The 18,581-nt window shown below is 71.6% G+C and carries 16 protein-coding genes; 9 read left to right on the top strand and 7 right to left on the bottom strand.

Translation table 11 applies throughout. The features are described 5' to 3' along the window. Positions 1-86: 86 nt before the first annotated feature. The 3 genes from UA75_RS17960 to UA75_RS17950 all read right to left on the bottom strand — a co-directional run bounded on the left by UA75_RS17960 (position 87) and on the right by UA75_RS17950 (position 3,069). On the bottom strand, positions 87-1,214 hold the full coding sequence (locus UA75_RS17960) for a serine hydrolase domain-containing protein (RefSeq protein ID WP_075741226.1): 1,128 nt from the start codon (positions 1,212-1,214) through the stop codon (positions 87-89). A gap of 46 nt (positions 1,215-1,260) precedes the next feature. After that, entirely contained in the window at positions 1,261-1,518 is a 258-nt protein-coding gene (locus UA75_RS33085) for a hypothetical protein (RefSeq protein WP_075741225.1), read from the bottom strand. Positions 1,519-2,139: 621 nt separating this feature from the next. Continuing rightward, entirely contained in the window at positions 2,140-3,069 is a 930-nt protein-coding gene (locus UA75_RS17950; RefSeq protein ID WP_075741224.1) for a LysR family transcriptional regulator, read from the bottom strand. A gap of 104 nt (positions 3,070-3,173) precedes the next feature. On the opposite strand from UA75_RS17950, the gene UA75_RS17945 reads away from it, so the two are divergent. Then, positions 3,174-4,028 carry an alpha/beta fold hydrolase gene (locus UA75_RS17945; RefSeq protein ID WP_075743930.1) on the top strand — a complete coding sequence of 285 codons (855 nt, stop codon included), beginning with the start codon at positions 3,174-3,176 and terminating at the stop codon, positions 4,026-4,028. A 332-nt stretch (positions 4,029-4,360) separates the two neighbouring features. Here the strand turns inward: UA75_RS17945 and UA75_RS17940 are convergent, their stop codons facing one another. Continuing rightward, a complete protein-coding gene (locus UA75_RS17940) occupies positions 4,361-5,833 on the bottom strand; it encodes an MFS transporter (protein ID WP_075741223.1) in 1,473 nt (490 codons plus the stop codon). A 523-nt stretch (positions 5,834-6,356) separates the two neighbouring features. On the opposite strand from UA75_RS17940, the gene UA75_RS17935 reads away from it, so the two are divergent. The 5 genes from UA75_RS17935 (at position 6,357) to UA75_RS17915 (ending at position 10,069) form a co-directional block, all read left to right on the top strand. Continuing rightward, entirely contained in the window at positions 6,357-6,551 is a 195-nt protein-coding gene (locus tag UA75_RS17935) for a hypothetical protein (RefSeq protein WP_075741222.1), read from the top strand. Positions 6,552-6,553: 2 nt separating this feature from the next. Further along, positions 6,554-7,207, top strand: a complete 654-nt coding sequence (locus tag UA75_RS17930) for a TetR/AcrR family transcriptional regulator (RefSeq protein ID WP_075741221.1) — start codon at positions 6,554-6,556, stop codon at positions 7,205-7,207. Between the two features lie 72 nt (positions 7,208-7,279). After that, complete coding sequence (locus UA75_RS17925) at positions 7,280-7,480, top strand: ferredoxin (protein WP_075741220.1); 201 nt, start codon at positions 7,280-7,282, stop codon at positions 7,478-7,480. Further along, positions 7,477-8,736 carry an NAD(P)/FAD-dependent oxidoreductase gene (locus UA75_RS17920; protein WP_083690763.1) on the top strand — a complete coding sequence of 420 codons (1,260 nt, stop codon included), beginning with the start codon at positions 7,477-7,479 and terminating at the stop codon, positions 8,734-8,736. The genes UA75_RS17925 and UA75_RS17920 overlap by 4 nt, the downstream gene beginning before the upstream one ends. Positions 8,737-8,857: 121 nt before the next feature. After that, positions 8,858-10,069, top strand: a complete 1,212-nt coding sequence (locus UA75_RS17915) for a cytochrome P450 (protein WP_075741219.1) — start codon at positions 8,858-8,860, stop codon at positions 10,067-10,069. Between the two features lie 123 nt (positions 10,070-10,192). On the opposite strand, the gene UA75_RS17910 is transcribed toward UA75_RS17915, so the two are convergent. Further along, positions 10,193-11,227, bottom strand: coding sequence for a zinc-binding dehydrogenase (locus tag UA75_RS17910; protein ID WP_075741218.1), 1,035 nt, complete (start codon positions 11,225-11,227; stop codon positions 10,193-10,195). Positions 11,228-11,438: 211 nt separating this feature from the next. On the opposite strand from UA75_RS17910, the gene UA75_RS17905 reads away from it, so the two are divergent. From UA75_RS17905 to UA75_RS17895, 3 genes are all read left to right on the top strand, one after another. Further along, entirely contained in the window at positions 11,439-12,329 is an 891-nt protein-coding gene (locus tag UA75_RS17905; protein WP_232237853.1) for a helix-turn-helix transcriptional regulator, read from the top strand. A 436-nt stretch (positions 12,330-12,765) separates the two neighbouring features. Next, complete coding sequence (locus UA75_RS17900) at positions 12,766-14,595, top strand: flavin-containing monooxygenase (protein ID WP_075743928.1); 1,830 nt, start codon at positions 12,766-12,768, stop codon at positions 14,593-14,595. Further along, positions 14,592-16,412, top strand: a complete 1,821-nt coding sequence (locus UA75_RS17895) for an SMP-30/gluconolactonase/LRE family protein (protein WP_075741217.1) — start codon at positions 14,592-14,594, stop codon at positions 16,410-16,412. Before UA75_RS17900 ends, UA75_RS17895 begins: the two co-directional genes overlap by 4 nt. 430 nt (positions 16,413-16,842) lie before the next feature. Here the strand turns inward: UA75_RS17895 and UA75_RS17890 are convergent, their stop codons facing one another. Both UA75_RS17890 and UA75_RS17885 read right to left on the bottom strand, forming a co-directional pair. After that, complete coding sequence (locus UA75_RS17890) at positions 16,843-17,514, bottom strand: TetR/AcrR family transcriptional regulator (RefSeq protein ID WP_075741216.1); 672 nt, start codon at positions 17,512-17,514, stop codon at positions 16,843-16,845. A gap of 138 nt (positions 17,515-17,652) precedes the next feature. Continuing rightward, a complete protein-coding gene (locus UA75_RS17885) occupies positions 17,653-18,558 on the bottom strand; it encodes an alpha/beta hydrolase (RefSeq protein ID WP_075741215.1) in 906 nt (301 codons plus the stop codon). Positions 18,559-18,581: the final 23 nt, after the last annotated feature.

Below are 18,581 nucleotides of genomic sequence, written 5' to 3'. Positions count from 1 at the left end.
GTCAACAGAGTCGGTGCTCCCCTCGGACGAGTCGCGGCGGCCGCCGACCTCACGCGGCACGGCGGCCGCCTGCGACCTCTCGTCGGTCAGGGGCAGAGAACGGCGGAGGCGGCCTCGACACGCAGCTGCAGGCCCGCTGCGGAGAGCGGGGTGACGGCGGCCAGGACGACTGCCTGCTCACCACCGGGGACGGCGAGGGCGAGAGTGGTGTATCCGGGCATCAGGCCGTCGTGCCCGTAGACGGTCATCCCGCAGGTCAACTCGGTCTCGTAGAGGCCGAGGCCGTAGGACCCGCCGGGGAACGGCGTCATCATCTCGGTCAGCAGTGCAGGCGGCACCAGTTCGCCGTCGAGCAGCAGATCGAGGAATCGTGCCGTGTCGGCGGCGGTCGAGTACATCGCCGCCGATGTCCAGGCCATCGTCGGGTCCTGTGACCTGGCGTCGATCCGCACCGGAACCAGCGGCACCGCGACGAAGCCGGTCACGTACGGCTCGGGCATGAGCTGCTCGCCTGCGGACTGCAGGCCGGTGTTCGCCAGCCCGTGCGGGACGAGGATGCGGTCGGCGATCTCCTGAGCCGCGGTGTTGCCCGTGACCGCCTCGATCAGCAGGCCGAGGATGACGTAGTTGGTGTTGGAGTAGTGGTGCTCCTCGCCCGGCGCGGATAGCGGGGCCTGGGCCAGCCCGGTCCTGACGTGATCGGTCACGTCGTAGCTCTGCCACCAGTTGGTCGGCAGCGCGGCCAGGCCGGGAAGGTAGTCGGCGATGCCGCTGGTGCTCTGGAGCAGGTGGCGGACGGTGATCGCGGTGTCATCGTGGGCGGTGCCCGTCGTGAGTCCGGGGACATAGGTGCCGAAACCGGTGTCCAGCGAGATCGCGCCCTCGGCGACGAGCTGGAGGACGACCGTGGCGACGAAGGTCTTGGTGACGCTGCCGACCCGGTAGTGGTCCTGGTCGGTGATCGGGCGATCCTCCTGACTGGACACGGTTCCGGCGTGCACGCTCCAGTCGTCGGCACCGCCGACCCGAAACGCGGCGGCGCCCATCGCCCGCTCCTGGGACACGAAGGAGTCGACGGCGGCCTGCGCGGCCTCCCGACCCGAGTCGGCCTGCGCCGAGGCGGGGAGCACGGCGGTGGTCGTCGTGGCCGACACCGCCACGACGGCGGCGATCGCCCAGCGTCGAGAGCGGAATGACAGCGAGGACAGGGACATCAAACGGAATCCTTTCAGTAGGGAACTCCGATCGGTACGGAGTGGATCAATGCGCGTCGGACAGCGCGGTCGTCCCGGCCGCGTCGAGCGGCGTCACACCGCCGGAGAGTGAGAACGGATCGACGACGTCGACCGCGACGAACGCGGCGCGGTCGCCTGCGGTCGCCGCCGGGTTGGACCCGGAGCCGGGGCCGGTGGTCGGACGGCGGGTCCCCGGCGTCGGCCTACGCGAAGGGCGGCGCGCGGGACCGAGCCGTCTCGTCCCGCTGGTGACGCTCCACCTCGGGTCGTGGGCTGAGACCACGGCTGTCGCCCCGGCGCGGCGTGGTCGCTGCGGTGCTGAGCGACGACGGCCCGCGTCGCCTCGGCAGTCCGCTCCGCCGCGACGGCGGCAGGCGCGGCGTACCTGCTCGCCGTGCCGACCAGCACCGTGGCAGCGGCGAGTCGGTCCGGCTCGGCTCTGGCGGGCATGTCTGGTTCCCCCGTGGGTGTTCGGACGCGGTCCGGGACTCTCCCCCCGCGTCTCGATGGACGCAGTCCCGGACCCCGGTGATTCTGCTGGCCGGGCCGGGACCTGCGTAGGGAATCGTCTGTCCCAACTGGGCAACCGGCGCAAGTGAGCCAGCGCGGTGGAGGACCCTCCAGTGGCGACGGCCCGGCTCGATGGAGCCGAGATTCCAGGGCCTGCCTGCGAGCACCGCGCGGCCGCGACCGGTGCGCATCAAACCGGGCGGCCTCGCTGCTCGAACGACGGCCTCGGGGCCCGGTCACCCGCTGGTGTGCCCGCCGTCCGTCGGCGTCGCGGGCCCGGACTCGGCGCGCGGACCAGCACCGCAGTGCGGCGGGAGCGGCGATTCCAGCGCGGCGCCGACGTGCGGTGGGGCGGACCCGATCGACGGAGTGCGCCGCACCGGAGGGGAATCGCTCAGCGCGAACCGAGTCGACGGCCCAGTGCGTCGTCGATGTCCGCGCAGTGGGAGCGGATGGCATCGAGGAACGCCGCCAGCACGGGAGAGTCGTCGGCCGCTCGGAATGCCAGTGTGAGTTCGGGCAGCAGCGTGCGCGGCGCCACCGCACAGACCCAGAGATCGGTCCGGGTGATCAGCCGCATCCGGGACGGACCGAGGCCGACTCCGACGCCGCAGGCGGCCAGCCCCGCGATGGTGTGGACGTCTCGCGCGACGGTGGCACCCTCCAACGCCCTGGAGTCCGCGCCGAAGAGGGTGCGCAGCATGCCGATCACGCCGGGCTCGTCCTCGCCGGAGGAGATGATGAGGTGCTGCTGCCGGAGCTGGTCCAGTCCGATCGTCTGCTGCCCCGCATAGGGGTGTGACCGCGCCACCGCAGCCACCAGGTGGTCGTGGCCGAGCGTGACCTGGACGAGGCCCTCGGCGCCTGCTCCGCGCGGTGCGCCGAGCCCGATCGCGACGTCCAGCTCGCCGCTGACCAGCGCGGCGGTGCTTCGGCTCGTCGCCATCTCGTGCAGGCTCAGCCGCACATCCGGCCGTTCCCTGCCGAACCGGACGAGCACGACGGGCAGCGGTTCGAGCAGCGCCGAGGCGACGAAGCCGATCCGCAGTCGGCCGGTCTCGCCGCGCGCCGCGCGTCCGGAGTCGATCGCGGCGGCGGACATCTCGGCCAGGGCCCGGTGCGCGCGCACGAGGAACGCCTCGCCTGCCGCCGTCGGGAAGACCCCGTGCGACGTCCGGTCGAACAATCGGGCGCCGACCTCCTGTTCCAGGGCGGCGATCTGCTTCGACAACGGCGGCTGCGCGATCCCGATCGCCGCCGCGGCTCGGCCGAAGTGCTGGTGCTCGGCCAGCGCCACCGCGTAGCGCAGGTGACGTGCCTCCATGACGCGGGCCCTCTCGATCAGCGGCGATATCCGACAGGTATCGCGGGGCAGTGTGTCAGACATATCGGTCGATGACGATGCTCGTCGCCGATGAGATGAGGATCATGACCGTATCCCCGATCGACACGATGTTCGTCCTCGTCCACGGCGCCTGGCACAGCTCCCGGCAATGGGTCTCGACCCAGCGTGCCCTTGCCGGACGCGGCGTCGCGAGCATCGCGGTGGACCTGCCCGGCCACGGCTTCGACGCGCCCCTTCCCACCGGATACCTCACCGGTGATCAGAACACGATGAGCACCGAGAAGTCGGAACTGGCCGGACTGACCATGGACGACTGCGCCGACGCCGTGCTGGCCGCCCTGCGCGCCGTCCGCGGCCACGCTCGGGCGGTGGTCCTGGTCGCGCACAGCGCAGGAGGCGGACCCGCCTCGCTGGCCGCCGAGCGGGCCCCGGAACTCGTCGATCGGATCGTCTACCTGTCCTCCTTCGTCCCGGCGGGCCGGCCTCGCTTCCTCGACTACGCGAGCGCGCCGGAGAACACCGTCGATCGCGGCGCGGGCCTGACGATCGGCGATCCGGCGGCGATCGGTGCGATCCGGATCAATCCGATCTCGACGGAGCAGCGCTATGTCGACGAACTGCACCGGACCTATTACGGGGACGTGCCCGCCGATCGGTTGGACCGGTGGCGGTCGGCGCTGACCCCGGACCTGCCGCTGTCGATCCCGAGCAGTCCGGTCGCCCTGACCCCGCAGCGCTGGGGGAGCATCCCGCGCACCTTCCTGCGCTGTGCGGAGGACCAGGCGTTCCTGCCCGCCGCACAGGACCTGATGATCGCCGAGGCCGACGAGGCGATGCCCGGCGAGCCGTTCACGGTGCACACGCTCCCCGGCGACCACAGCCCGTTCGCCAGCCGGCCCGACGAACTGGCGGCCGTGTTGGCTTCGCTGCCTCGGTGACGGCGTCGGTGCCGGTCGACGCGCGGGGAGAAGATCCTCGTCGATGATCGGCACCGGGCGGCTCCCGGCCCTCGACAGCAGGCGTCCTGGCTCGGCGCCGCACCCGTGTTCGTGGTCGGGGCGGACGGCGGCGGCCCGGCCCGCTCACCTACTCGCCGCGCCCCCGACCGGTGTGCCGCCGGGTCCGGCCCGACGGATCGGCCGCGTCCGGAGGGCGCCCCAGGAGTGAGTCGGGGCGGTGACCACGCCGCCTGGACGACCGCCGGCGTCGGATCGGCCCAGGTGGATCGGTCTTGCCTGCGTCCAGGGCGGACCACTCCGCTACGCGGCCGTCAGCTCGCGAGCTCGGCGGGTGCGGCCTTCTCCGTCGCCACCGAGGACGGCACGCTCGGCCGCCGCCTGGGCAGGAAGGCGGCGATGACGGCGGCGGCCAGTGCCGCGCCCGCTCCGATGGCCATGACCACGCGGAAACCGTTCTGGGACGGGACGGCGGTAGAGCCGAGCGTGATGGTCAACTGCGCGAGGACGACGCCTGCCACCGCGCTGGACAGCGAGGTGCCGATCGACCGCATCAGCGTGTTCAGGCTGTTGGCGGCGGCCGTCTCCGACACGGGCACGGCCGACATGACGAGTGCGGGCATCGCCCCGTAAGCGATGCCGATGCCTGCCCCGATGATGCTGGAGATCAACATCAGCTGCCAGATCGCCGACATCAGCACCATGCTCAGGCCGTAGCCTGCCGCGACCACGACGGCGCCCACCATCAGCGTCGTCCTCGGCCCGCTCAGTCGTGAGATGCGGGCCGACACCGGGGCCATCGCCATCATGACCAGCCCGGACGGCGCCATGACCAGCCCGACGGTCATCATCGGCTGGCCCAGCCCGTACCCGGTGGCGGTGGGCAGCTGCAGCAGCTGCGGCATCACCAGCGACATCGCGAACATCGAGAAGCCGAACACCGCCGAGGCGAGGTTGGTCAGCAGCACCTGGCGACGCATGGTGGTGCGGAGGTCCACCAGCGGCTGCCGGGTCCGCAGCTCCCACCAGCCCCAGGCCGCGAGCACCACGGCGGTGACGGCGAACATCGTGGTGGTGAGCCCGCTGGTCCATCCCCAGTCGGCGCCCTTGGAGACGCCCAGCAGCAGACAGATCAACGCGGTCGACAGCCCGATCGCGCCGACGAGGTCGAAGCGGCCTCCGGTGCGGATGCGGGATTCGGGCACCAGGGCGAACACCAGTCCGGCGGCGGTCGCCCCGAGGACGGCGGACGCCCAGAACAGCACGTGCCAGTCGGTGTACTCGGCCAGCAGCGCCGCGGTGGGCAGCCCGAGCGCGCCGCCCACGCCGAGTGACGCGCTCATCATCGCCGTCGCCGAGCCCAGCCGTTCGGCGGGCAGTTCGTCCCGCATGATGCTGATCCCCAGCGGGATCACGCCTGCGGCGAGGCCCTGCAGCACTCGCCCGACGATCATGGGCGCAAGCGAGTTGCTGAGCGCGCCGATGACCGAACCTGTCACCAGGAGCGCCAGGCTCACCAGCAGCATGCGTCTCTTGCCGTACATGTCGCCCAGCCGGCCGATCGTGGGGGTGGCGACGGCGGCGGACAGCAGCGTCGCGGTGATCACCCAGCTCGCGTCCGCCGTGGTCGCGTTCAGCAGCCGGGGAAGTTCGGGGATCAGCGGGATGACGAGGGTCTGCATCAGCGCCACGACGATGCCTGCCATCGCCAGCACCGAGACGACGACGTTCGTGCGTGGCGGGGCGACCGTCCCGACGTCGGTGGTTCGTGCCGAAGCACTCGACATGGTGAAGCCTTTCGTCCTGACCGGGTGAGGGGAGAAGGAGAGAATTAAATCAGTCGGTTGACTTAGATTAGCCGTAGGTCGGCGCGGGTGATCCGCCCGTCGGGCGGCGGCGGGTCCGTTCGGCGGTATTCGGGTGGTCGGGGTCGCTGTCTTCGACTCTGGCGCGTCCCGTCGTCTCGCGCAGCGTCTTCAGGGGTACGAACCTCGGGCCGTCCTCGGCGTGCTCCCGTGCAACGGCTCGGCGCGTCGGGCGGCCCCCTGCCGGGCGTGTCGGTCTGCGCGCCCGGTCGGCTGACTGCGGGTCCGCGCGGTCTTCCGAGGTGGCGAGCAGGACCGGTCGCAGGGCGGGTGGCGGCCATGCCCTGCCAGGCGGGGGAGCGGGCGGGAGCGACGCCGGCCTCGGGTCCGCCTGCGGCGTCGGGGACCATGTCCGGAGTCAACCGAACGTGTTAAGTCAGTCGCTTGACTCAAATCACGAAGCCCGCTTAGCTTGAGTCGATCGAGATCCACTGGAGGAGGCCTCATGACGCGCAGTGACGCGCAGCAGGCGCTGAACCGCCCGATCACCGCCCTGACGGCGCCTGCGGAGCCGTGCGGTCCGCAGGGGTCGGCGCTTGCGACGCTGCCCGGCGGCGACGAGGCGGCACCCGGTACCGGGCGGCGGCGTGTCCAGGGCCTCATCCCCGCCGGGCGGCGCGGCGGCTCGGTGCGGTGGTGACGATGCCGGGCAGAACGAGAAGAGCCGAGCAGGTCGAGGAGACTCGAGAGCTGATCCTGAGCGCGGCGGAGCGGCTGTTCGCCGAGCACGGGGTGTTCGCGGTGTCCAACCGCCAGGTCGGCGAGGCCGCCGGGCAGGGCAACAACTTCGCTGTCGGCTACCACTTCGGTACCAAGGCGGACCTGGTCCGTGCCATCGTGCGCCGACACGCCGAGCCGGTGGAGCTGATCCGCATTCGGATGCTCGCCGAGATCGGCGACAGCGACGAGGTGCGCGACTGGGTGGCCTGCCTGGTGCGCCCGTTCACCGAACACCTGGCGGAGCTGGGCGGACCCACCTGGTACGCCCGGTTCGGCGCCCAGGTCATGACCGACCCCGGCCTCCGACGGATCATCATCGACGAGGCGCTGAGCACCCAGCCCATCCAGCAGGTGCTCGACGGACTCAACCGCTGTCTGCCGATGCTGCCCTTGCCGGTGCATGTCGAGCGCAGCGCGATGGCCCGCTATCTGATGTCCCACACCTGCGCCGAGCGGGAGCGCGCCCTGGCCGAGGGAACGCTCACGGCCCGGGCCACCTGGGAGGACGCCGCTACCGGCCTGATCGACGCGATCACCGGGATGTGGCTCGCGCCGGTCACGGTGACCGACGTGTGATCGAAGACGGATCGACAGGCGGGCACCACCGTGGGCGAGGCCCGGCACCCGCCGTGATGAGGAGTGCAACCGATGAAGATCTCTGTGGACGAGGACAAATGCTGCGGCGCGGGCTCGTGCGTCCTGGCCGTGCCCGAGGTGTTCGACCAGCGTGACGAGGACGGCGTCGTGGTGCTGCTGGACGCCGAGCCCGCCGAGGAGTTCCACGACAGGGTCCGTGAGGCCGCCGACGTGTGCCCCGCCGCCGTGATCCAGCTCAGCGGGACGGCGTGAGCACACTCGCAGGGGTCCTGGTGGTCGGGGCGTCCGCCGCAGGGCTCGCCACTGCGGAGGCGTTACGCCGCAAGGGTTATGGCGGCGAGCTGACCCTGCTCGGCGACGAGGCTCATCCGCCCTACGACCGACCCCCGCTGTCCAAACAGGTCCTCGGCGGGACGTGGGAGCCCGAGCGCTCCCGGCTGCGGACTCCGGAGGCCCTCGACGCCCTGGACGCCCGGCTCGTCCTCGGCGATGCGGCCGCCGCGTTGGACGTGCCGACGCGGACCGTCCGCACCACAGCCGGGCTCAGCCTGAGCGCGGACGCCGTCGTGCTGGCGACCGGCGCCCGCCCACGCCTGCTGCCCGACCAGGCAGGCATCCGCGGCGTCCACGTGCTGCGCACCCTGGACGACGCGCTCGCCTTGCGGGCCGACCTGCGGGACTCGGCTCGACTGGTCGTGGTCGGGGACGGGGTGCTCGGTGCGGAGGTCGCCGCCACCGCGCGCGGCATGGGCCTGGACGTCGTCCTGGCCGGGCCGCAGCAGGCCCCGCTGGCCGCCCAGCTCGGTCCGCTGGTGGCGGATACGCTGGCGGAGCTGCACGCCGAACACGGCGTCCGACTTCGGCTCGGAACCGCCGTGACCGGCCTGACCGCCGCACCCGACGGCCGGGTGACCGGAGTCCGACTGGCCGACGGGGAGGTGCTCCCGGCGGACGTGGTCCTGGTGGCACTCGGCGCCGTGCCCGCGACGGACTGGCTGCGCGGCAGCGGGCTGCGCCTGGCCGACGGAGTGGTGTGCGACGCCCACTGCCGCGCCGAGGCGGGGATCTACGCGGTGGGCGACGTCGCCCGCTGGCACCACGAGCGGCTCGGCGCCTCGCTGCGACTGGAGAACCGCACCAATGCCGCCGAGCAGGCGGGCGTGGTCGCCGACAACCTGCTCGGCGGGCGCTGCTCGTACGTGCCGGTGCCCTATTTCTGGACCGACCAGTTCCGGGCGCGGCTCCAGATCCACGGCCTGCCCGGAGCCGACGCCGAGGTGACGATCGTGGAAGGCGAGGTCGCCGCGCGCCGCTTCGTCGCGCTCTATCGCCGAGGCGGCGAGGCCGTCGGCGTCCTGGGCTGGAACATGCCCAAGCAGGCCCGCGCCCATCGACGGCAGCTGGCCGAACCGAGACCGGAGCGCTCGCCCGCGAATGACGCGGCACCGCAGCAGGTGACACAGCACGTGACGGCGGCGCGAGCCCGCACCGCGACGGCGGATCGCTGAGCCTCGGGCCCGCCGCCTGCCGCCCGGCCGTTCCGTCGCCGAACGCCCGTCGCCGTACCACCCCTCCCCGTACCGCCCTTCGCCGTCTGCGCGGGCGGGCACCCTCACCGGAAGGATCACGATGACGAGCACGACCGAACCCTCCGCAGAGACCCCCGAATACCCCATGCCCAGGGCGCAGGGCTGTCCCTTCGACCCGCCCCCGGAGCTGCGCACCCTCCAGGAGGAGGCACCGCTGACGCGGGTCCGGCTCTGGGACGGCAGCACGCCCTGGCTGGTCACCCGCTATGCCGAACAGCGCGCGGTGCTGGGTGACGCCAGGGTCAGCGCAGACATGACCCGCCCCGACTACCCGCGCCAGGCCCCCGGCAAGGCCGGGAGCCTCAGCTTCATCGGGATGGACGACCCCGAGCACGCCCGGCTGCGTCGGATGGTCAGCGCCGAGTTCACGGTGAAACGGGTGGCGGCCATGCGGCCTGCCGTGCAGAAGATCATCGACGATGCCATCGACGACATGCTGGCCGGGCCGACGCCGGTGGACCTCGTGGAGGCCTTCGCCCTCCCGGTGCCGTCGCTGGTGATCTGCGACCTGCTCGACGTCCCCTACGCCGATCACGAGTTCTTCCAGAGCAACAGCCGGACCCTCATCAACCGGAACTCGACGCCGGAGCAGCGGGCCGCCGCCATCGAACGGCTGGGTGGCTACCTCCACACCCTGGTGACCGCCAAGATCGACGATCCCGGCGACGACCTGCTGTCCCGGCTGGCCGCGCGGATCACCAAGGGTGAGCTGACCACGCCGGAGGCCACGTCGATGGCGGTGCTCCTGCTGATCGCCGGGCACGAGACCACCGCGAACATGATCGCGCTGAGCACGCTCGCCCTGCTGCGCAACCCCGATCAGCTCGCCCTCGTGCGCGACGCCGACGATCCGAAGGTCGTCGCGGGCGCGGTCGACGAACTGCTGCGCTACCTCAACATCACCCACGGCGGCAGGCGCCGGGTGGCCATGGCCGACATCGAGGTCGGCGGGCAGACCGTGCAGGCGGGCGAAGGCCTGGTGCTGCCCAACGAGATCGCCAACCGGGACGCCGAGGCCTTCCCCGATCCCGATCGGCTCGACGTGCTGCGGGAGGCCCGGCACCACGTGGCCTTCGGCTTCGGCGGACATCAGTGTCTCGGGCAGTCGTTGGCGCGGCTGGAACTCCAGGCCGTCTACAGCACGCTCTACCGACGCATCCCCGGTCTGCGGCTCGCCGTCGACTTCGACGAGGTGCCCTTCAAGCACGACGGCTTCGTCTACGGCGTCTACGAACTGCCGGTCGCCTGGTGATCGGCGTCGGCTGAGCCGAGCCGACGCGCGGCCGCCGCCGCGCCGGAGGTGGCGAGGACACCGGACCCTCGCCACCTCGGCCTGTCCGCTCCGGCAAGTCGCTTAAGGATCGAAACGAGCGGCTCAGGGCTGGACGAGCACCTTCAGCGCGGTGCGGTCGGCCATCGCACGGTAGCCGTCGGCCACCTTGTCCAGGCTCACGGTCCGGTCGAACACCTTGCCGGGCTGGATGACACCGTCGAGCACGGCGGGCAGCAGTTCGTCGATGTAGGCGCGGGCGGGCGCGACCCCGCCGGTGAGGGTGACGTTGCGCAGGAACACGCCGAAGTCCATGGGGACCTCGGAGTACTGCGGCACGCCGACCCTGCTGACCGCGCCGCCGTCGCGGACCACGCCGAAGGCCGTCTCGATCGCGGGCAGGGTGCCCACGCACTCCAGCACGGCGTGCGTGCCGTCGCCGCCGGTCAGCTCGCGGACCCGCTCGACGCCCGCCGCGCCGCGCTCGGCGACGACGTCGGTGGCGCCGAACTCGCGGCCGAGGTCGGTGCGGTCGGCGTGCCTGCCCATCAGCAGGATGCGTTCGGCGCCGAGCCGCTTGGCGGCCAGCACGGCCGAGAGCCCGACGGCGCCGTCGCCGATCACCGTGACGGTGGTGCGGGGTCCGACCCCGGCCGTCACCGCGCAGTGATGGCCGGTCGGCAGGACGTCGGAGAGGGTGAGCAGCGACGGCAGCAGCGCGGAGTCCTCCGCGACGGGCAGTCGGACCAGCGTGCCCTGCGCCTGGGGAACCCGCACGGCCTCGCCCTGGCCGCCGTCGACGTCGGGCGCGCCCCAGTTCCCGCCGTGCCTGCACGAGGTCTGCAGACCCTCGGCGCAGAAGTCACAGGTGTTGTCCGCCCAGACGAACGGGGCGACCACCACGTCACCGGCCGTCAGCCCGGACACCGCCGAGCCGACCTCCTCCACCACGCCGAGGAACTCGTGTCCCATCCGGTCGCCGTGCGCGGAGGCGGGTCGGGAGCCGAAGGGCCACAGGTCGCTGCCGCAGACACACGACCGCAGGACCCGCACCACGGCGTCGGTGGGCTCGCGCAGCCTGGCGTCGGGAACGTCCTCCACCCGCACGTCACCGGCACCGTAGATCAAGGTGGCTCGCATGAGCTTCCTTCTCTCGAATCGTCTTCGTCGATGGGCTGCCCAGGGACGTCTCCGGGGCGGCGAGGCCGTCTTCGATGACGGTCGGATCGTCGTGCTCGCTCTCCGGGTCCCCTGGACCACCGAGGATGAAACCCGCACTGACGCGGCCTCGGGAGGACCTGTCGAGTCAGGTAACGGCAGTACCTCCCTGCACGTCCGGGCCGGTCTTACCCTGGTGGTCGTGGACTACCGGAACGAGATCCGCGAGTTCCTGACCTCCAGGCGGGGCAGGATCACGCCGGACCAGGCCGGGCTGAGCATCTACGGCGGCAATCGGCGTGTTCCCGGCCTGCGTCGGGAGGAGGCGGCGCTGCTCGCCGGGGTGAGCGTCGACTACTACACCCGTCTGGAGCGGGGCAATCTCAGCGGCGTCTCCGAGAGCGTGCTGGGCGCCCTCGCCCGCGCGTTGCAGCTGGACGACGCAGAACGTGCCCACCTGTTCGACCTGGCACGCTCGGCGAACACCACGGCACGTCCGCGACGCAGCCGGCAGCAGCATCGCGTGCGGCCGAGCGTGCAGCGCATCCTCGACGCGATGGACGACGCGCCCGCCTTCGTGCTCAACGGGCGACTCGACATCCTCGCCGCCAACCGGCTCGGTCACGCGCTGTACTCGGAGATGTACACCGATCCGATCCGGCCTGCCAACCACGCCCGCTTCCTGTTCCTCAACCCTCGGGCGAGGGCGTTCTGGCGTGACTGGGAGCGAGCCGCCAGCGACACCGTGGGGCTGCTGCGGGCCGAGGCTGGCCGCGATCCCTACGACCGAGGGCTCTCCGACCTGGTCGGCGAGCTGTCGACCCGCAGCGAGGAGTTCCGGACGCGCTGGGCGGCGCACAACGTGCGATTCCACCACTCCGGCGTCAAGCACATGCAGCATCCGCAGGTCGGCGACCTCGGTCTCGCGTGGGAGGTGCTGACCCTCACCGCCGACCCCGGACTCAACCTCCTCGTCTACACCGCCGAGCCGGGCAGCACCGCCCGTGACGCCCTGCGGCTGCTGGCGAGCTGGGCGGCGACGCTGGATCGCCAGGCGGAGGCCTCGGCAGCCGAGCCGGGCTGAGACGCGGCCGCAGCCGCACCTTCGGTGCCGCCGCGCGTCCCTCGGCGCCCGCCGGTCCTCACGCAGACTTCACAGTCACTTTCTGTGATCAGCATCACCCGGGGCGGTGACCAGCGATGATTAAGTCAGTCGATTGACTCAGCAATCAGGCGACGCTTAGCTGGAGTCGATCGAGCTCGACAACCGGGCCGCCGCACCTGACCGGGCGCCCGGCGCCGGAACACCGATGGTCACTCCTGTGGTGCGCCACGGGATGCCGGGTGCCGACGGTGCGCGGCAGGGGCGAGGGAGCGGGCGGCCGCGCCGTCGCCCTGCCGCTCGCGAGGCCCCGGGTCGAGGTCGATCGATCGGTCTGCTGTGGACGGCGGCGACCTCGCCCGCCCACAGCCGCTCCGCGACCGAGGAACACCGCCGGCGACACGACAGAGAGGCCTGCATGCCCACGCCTGACCAGCCCCCCGCCGCCCACGCCGCGCTTCCCGACCAGCTCGGCTTCGACCCGGAGGCCCTCCGCGCCAGGTATCGGGCCGAGCGAGACCGCCGCATCCGACCCGACGGCAACGCGCAGTACCGACGCGTCGACGGCGACTTCGGCTACTACGCGGACGATCCCTACTCCGACGTCGAGCGCACCCGCGAGCCGCTGCACGACCGGGTCGAGGTGGTGATCGTCGGCGGCGGGTTCGGCGGCCTGCTCACCGGAGCCCGCCTTCGGCAGGCGGGCGTCGAGGACATCCGAGTGATCGAGGAGGCGGGGGACTTCGGCGGGACCTGGTACTGGAACCGCTATCCCGGTATCCACTGCGACATCGAGTCCTACGTCTACATGCCGCTGCTGGAGGAGGTCGGGTACGTCCCGGAGTGGAAGTACGCGCCGGGCGAGGAGATCCGGCAGCACGCCAGAGCGATCGGGCGGCACTTCGACCTCTACCGCGACGTCTGTTTCCAGACCAGGGCCACCGAACTGCGCTGGGACGACGAGAAGTCGGAGTGGATCGTCCGCACCAACCGCGACGACGAGATGCGAGCGCGGCACGTCGTGGTGTCCAGCGGAACACTGAGCAGGCCCAAGCTCCCCGGCATCCCCGGCATCGAGACCTTCGCCGGGCACACCTTCCACACGAGTCGTTGGGACTACGACTACACCGGCGGTAACGCCGACGGCGGCCTGGACCGGCTCGCGGACAAGCGCGTCGCACTGGTGGGGACCGGCGCGACCGCCATTCAGGTCGTGCCGCACCTCGGCCGCGACGCCCAGCACCTGTACGTGTTCCAGCGCACCCCCTCCTCGGTCGACGTCCGAGGCAACGGCCGCACGGACCCGAAGTGGGCCGAGTCGCTGACTCCCGGCTGGCAGCGGCGCCGGATGGACAACTTCCTCACGATCGTTCACGGCGGTCAGGCCGAGGAGGACCTGGTAGCCGACGGCTGGACCGGCAGCGCCCGACTGCTGCAGAACCTCATCCCGAGCGATGCCTACCGGGATCTGCCTCCCGAGGAGCGGGAGCACGTGAACGAGATCGCCGACTTCCAGAAGATGAACGAGATCCGTGCCAGGGTCGACGCCGTCGTCAAGGACCCGGCGACCGCCGAGGCCCTCAAGCCCTGGTACCGCTACATGTGCAAGCGCCCGACCTTCAGCGATCACTACCTGGAGGCGTTCAACCGAGACGACGTCACGCTGGTCGACACCGCCGATCACGGGGGAGTCGAGCGCATCACCGAGAACGCCGTGGTGGTCGGCGGGACGGAGTACGAGGTCGACTGCATCGTCTTCGCGACCGGCTTCGAGGTCGGCATCTCGGGCGTGTTGTCCGGCAGTCTGCCGGTATACGGCCGCAACGGGGTGGCGCTCACCGAGTACTGGGGGCGTGGTCCCAAGACACTGCACGGCTTCTACAGCAACGGGTTTCCCAACCTGTTCCATCTGGGCCCGTTGCAGAACGCGGCCTCGGTCAACTTCGTGCACGTCCTCGACGAGCAGGCGAAGCATGTCGCCGAGGTCGTCGCCGAGGCACGCGAGCGCAAGGCCCGTCGCATCGAGCCGAGCGCGGCGGCCGAGGAGGCCTGGGTGACCACCCTCCGGGCGAACGCGCCGGACCAGTACCGGTTCCAGGCCGAGTGCACCCCCGGCTACTACAACAACGAGGGACGACCGCGCCCGCGCGGCGAGACCTACAGCGACGGGCCCGTCGTGTTCCACGAACTGCTCAGACGTTGGCGGGACGGCGGTGGAATGAACGACGTCATGGTCGACGCCGAATGAGCGCCGAGGCGTTCGCGCAGCCGAGCCGGTTCGCCGCTGCGGGACATTCCGGACCGACGAGCACCCGGTGGAAGATTCGGCGGCTCAATCGGCCGAACCGGCTGTGGGGCTCCAACGGCGTCGCCTTCGGACCGGACGGACGGCTGTACGTCGCGCAGTTCCTCGCCGGGCAGATCAGCGCGGTCGACGTCGCTTCCGGGGACGTCGAGGTGATCGTGCCCGCCGACGGAGTCGTGCAGGCACCGGACGACCTCGCCTTCGGAGCGGACGGCTCGATGTACATCACCGATCTCGTGCCCGGCCGGGTGTGGCGTCGTGATCCGCGCGGCGAGTTCAGCCTGGTGTCCGATCAGCTGCGGGTGCCCAACGGCATCACCTGCGTCGGCGATCGGCTCTTCGTCAACGAGATGACGATCGACGGCAGGCTGGTGGAGCTGTTCCCGGACGGCGGTGAGCCGAAGGTGCTCACCGACGGACTGGTCATGGGCAATGCGATGCAGCTCGGTCCGGACGGCTGCCTCTACTACCCGCACATGCTCACCGACCAGGTCTTCCGGATTCCGCTCGAGGGCGGCGAGCCCGAGCTCGTCGCCGACGAGGTGCACGAGCCCGTGGCGGTGCGCTTCGATCGGGGCGGCGTGCTCTTCGTCCTGTCGCGCGGGGCGGCGGGCCTCGTGACCGGCGTCGACCTCGCAGGCACCGGATCGCGCACGGTCGTCGCCAGCGGGGTGACGGGGCTGGACAACGCGGCCTTCGACGACGAGAACCGGATGTTCATCTCCAGCTATGCCAGCGGCGGCATCGCCGAGCTGCACGCCGACGGCCGGACCAGGGACGTCGTCCCGCAGGGGCTCGACGGCCCGTTCGGCGTGGCGGTCGGCGGCGACGGCACGGTGTATGCGGCCGACCACTACCGGCTGGCGAGTCCGGCGGACGCTGCGAGTCCGGCGGACGCTGCGAGTCCGGCGGACGCTGCGAGTCCGGCGGAACCTGCGAGTCCGGCGGAACCTGCGAGTCCGGTGGACTCGGCGAGCGCGGCGGTTTCGGCGGGGCACGGGGGTTCGGGCAGCGCGGGCGGCCCCGGCGGCCCGGCCGTTCTCGACGGCTCGCGCAGTCGGGCCGGGGAGCCGGGCGGCGTCCGCACCCGCGAGATGATGATCTTCGTCCACGGCGTCGCCGCCGCCGAGGGCCTGCTGCACGTGAGTTCGCAGTACGGCAGGCTGTGCACCTACGACCCGGTCGCCCGAACCGTGCGGGTGCGGGCCGATGGACTGGATCGGCCCGCAGGCCTGGCCGTGCGCGGCGACGGCTCGCTCGTCGTCGCCGAGACGGGAACCGGCCGGGTCCTTGCGGTGGATGAGGACGACGTCGTCACCGTGCTCGCGGACGGGTTGGACCACCCCGTGGACGTGGCCTTCGACGACCGGCAGCGCTGTCACGTGAGCGATGCCGGTCGCGGCGCGGTGTTCCGGCTCGACGACGGCGAGGCGGTACTCGTCGCCGACGACCTCGGCGCGCCACAGGGCCTGGCGATCCGGGGCGACGAGCTGTTCGTCGTGGAGACCGAGCATCGGCGGCTGCGGGCGATCAGCCTCAGCACGGGGGAGCACCGGATCGACGCCGAGGACCTTCCGGTGGGCCTCCCGCCGGGGATCACCCGCGCCGAACCCGCCCTCTTCTGCCACGGCATGCCGGGCCTGCCCCGGCAGTTCACCGGCCTCGCGGTGGATCGGGACGGCGCGCTCTACCTCTCGGCGAACGGCGAAGGCAGCGTGCTGCGCCTGACACCGAGGCCTGCGGCGTCGAGCGAGGGCTGAGGCGGCGGCTCGGCTGAGCGGACGCAGGCGTCCTGCCCCCGTGCCGGACCGGGCAGGACGCCTGCCGTCATGCGGGGGCGATGGCAGGCGGGCGGTGCAGGAACGCCCTCGAGCAGTGCTGGAAGGCCTCGTCGATCGCCACGATCTCCGAGTCTCCGAGATGACGGCATCGCCGACTTCTGTCGACACCGCGAGAGCGGGGTGACGACGTGACGGCGGGCGCGGCGAGTCGGGCAGCGGACGGAGCCGCGAGGAAGCGCGGTTCCGAAGACCGCCGCGTGAGGCCGCCCGGCCGTCGCGGATGGTCGTCTGGCCGCCGGTCTCGCCCCACGACGGGATGTCCACCACGCTGCTCGCGTGCGTCCTGCGGCCTTCGTGGTCCGGTCCCGATCCTGCCGGGAGGTCGAGCCCGGCGATGCGGTCGTCGACCTCAGCCGACGTCGGACGGCGACGATGCTTCGGGCAGCAGCGTGGGGTCGACGGCCGCGTCGCGCAGTCTGGTGATGATGCCCTTGGTCGCCTTGTCGTAGTAGCCGTCGTCGCCGTGCATCACGGACTCGGCGTTCGCCAGCTCCATCAGGGCGATCATCTCGAAGACGAGTTGAGGGCCGTCGACCTCCGCCCGCACCTCGCCGACCCGCTGTGCCTCACGGACCGTCCGCTCGAGGAAGCCGGTCCAGTCGGCGCGGGCTGCGGCGAGGGCCTCGTGCACCGGACCTTCGCGGGCGTCGTACTCCGCCGAGACGGCGTAGAAGAAACAGCCGCCGGGGAACACCCGCCCTCGGGAGTAGCGAAGCCAGGAGGTGCACACCCTCCAGAGCCTGCCGAGACCGGGCGGCAGCTCATGGGGAGGCAGCACGACGTGTTCGACGTAGATCGCGATCGCCGCCCGGACCGTGGCGAGTTGCAGGTCCACCTTGGACCCGAAGAGGGCGAACACCCCGCTCTTACTGAGCTGGAGTTCGGCCGCGAGTCGGCCGAGCGAGAGGCCCTCGAGTCCTTCGACGGACGCCGTGTCCACGCTGCGTTTCAGGATCAGTCTGCGGGTCTGGTTCCCGCGCTCGACTCTTCCGTCTCCGTCGGAACGTGCCCGTGCTGCCATGCCCGTGCCTGCCTGTCTGCTGGGCCGAGACCTCGTGTGCCTGAACGCGGCAGTGTACTGAGGGTGCGCGTGATCGTGCGGCGAGCGAGTGAGCGAGGCCTCGACCGCCCGCAGACAGGCTCCCTGCCCGTCAGGCGATCACTCGGCCGCGAGGGGAGCCGTCGGGTGCTTCTCGGCGGCTTCGGTCCGCTGCGGCTCGCCGCCGTTCACGAAGTCCAGCACGGTGCGGATGACCTCGCCGTCGCCGAGGATGCGTCGATGGCCCAGTCCGTTCGTGGTGACGAGCCGGGCCCGATCGCCCAGGGCGGCGGCGATGCGCAGGCCGTGTCCGTGCTCGACCAGGTCGTCCTGCTCGTCGTGGATGACCAGGACCGGCATCGAGACGATGTCGGCGGCGTGCGTGACAGAGAAGGGCATCCGGTCGGCGGGCAGGTCGGGGAAGAGCCGCGCGCCGACCAGGCAGTACATCTGCTCCTGCACCTGCGCACGCAGCCGCAGGGTCGAGCAGAACTCCTCGACCAGATGGGTGAAGTCGCAGACGCCGCTGATGCTCACGAACCGTCGCGTCTGGACGCCTCGGCTCAGCGGGTCGAACGATCCGAGGACGCCCATCGAGTGGGCCACGATGGCCTCGAAGACGCCGTACCGGTCCTGGAGCCGGGTGATGATCTCGCGGTAGTCCAGGATGGTGACGCTGCGGCCGGTCGAGTCGCCGTGGCCGGGCGCGTCGAAGGTGATGACGCTGTGGCCCTGGTCGAGCAGCCCCGGAACGAGATCGGTGAGCCGCGAACCGCGCGACTGCCAGCCGTGCACGAGCAGCACGGGACGTTCGCCGCTGCCCCAGCGGTAGGTGACCACGGACGCGGCGCCGACGCGCATCCGCTCGATGTGGGCCGTGCCCATCCGCTCGCGTTCGGCCTGCCGAGGGGAGCTGCGGGCGAAGGGCATGTGCATCAGCCGGTAAGCGCCCCTGCCCGCCAGTGCGGCCGAGACGCGGGACAGGCTGTTGAGGGTGACGCTGGCGACTGACTGAACGACGGCCATGCCCGGTACTCCTCCTCGGTACT

It is taken from the genome of Actinoalloteichus sp. GBA129-24 (genome assembly GCF_001941645.1).
In the GTDB taxonomy this organism is placed as follows: domain Bacteria; phylum Actinomycetota; class Actinomycetes; order Mycobacteriales; family Pseudonocardiaceae; genus Actinoalloteichus_A; species Actinoalloteichus_A fjordicus.
This window is presented reverse-complemented; position numbering and strand designations above follow the sequence as displayed.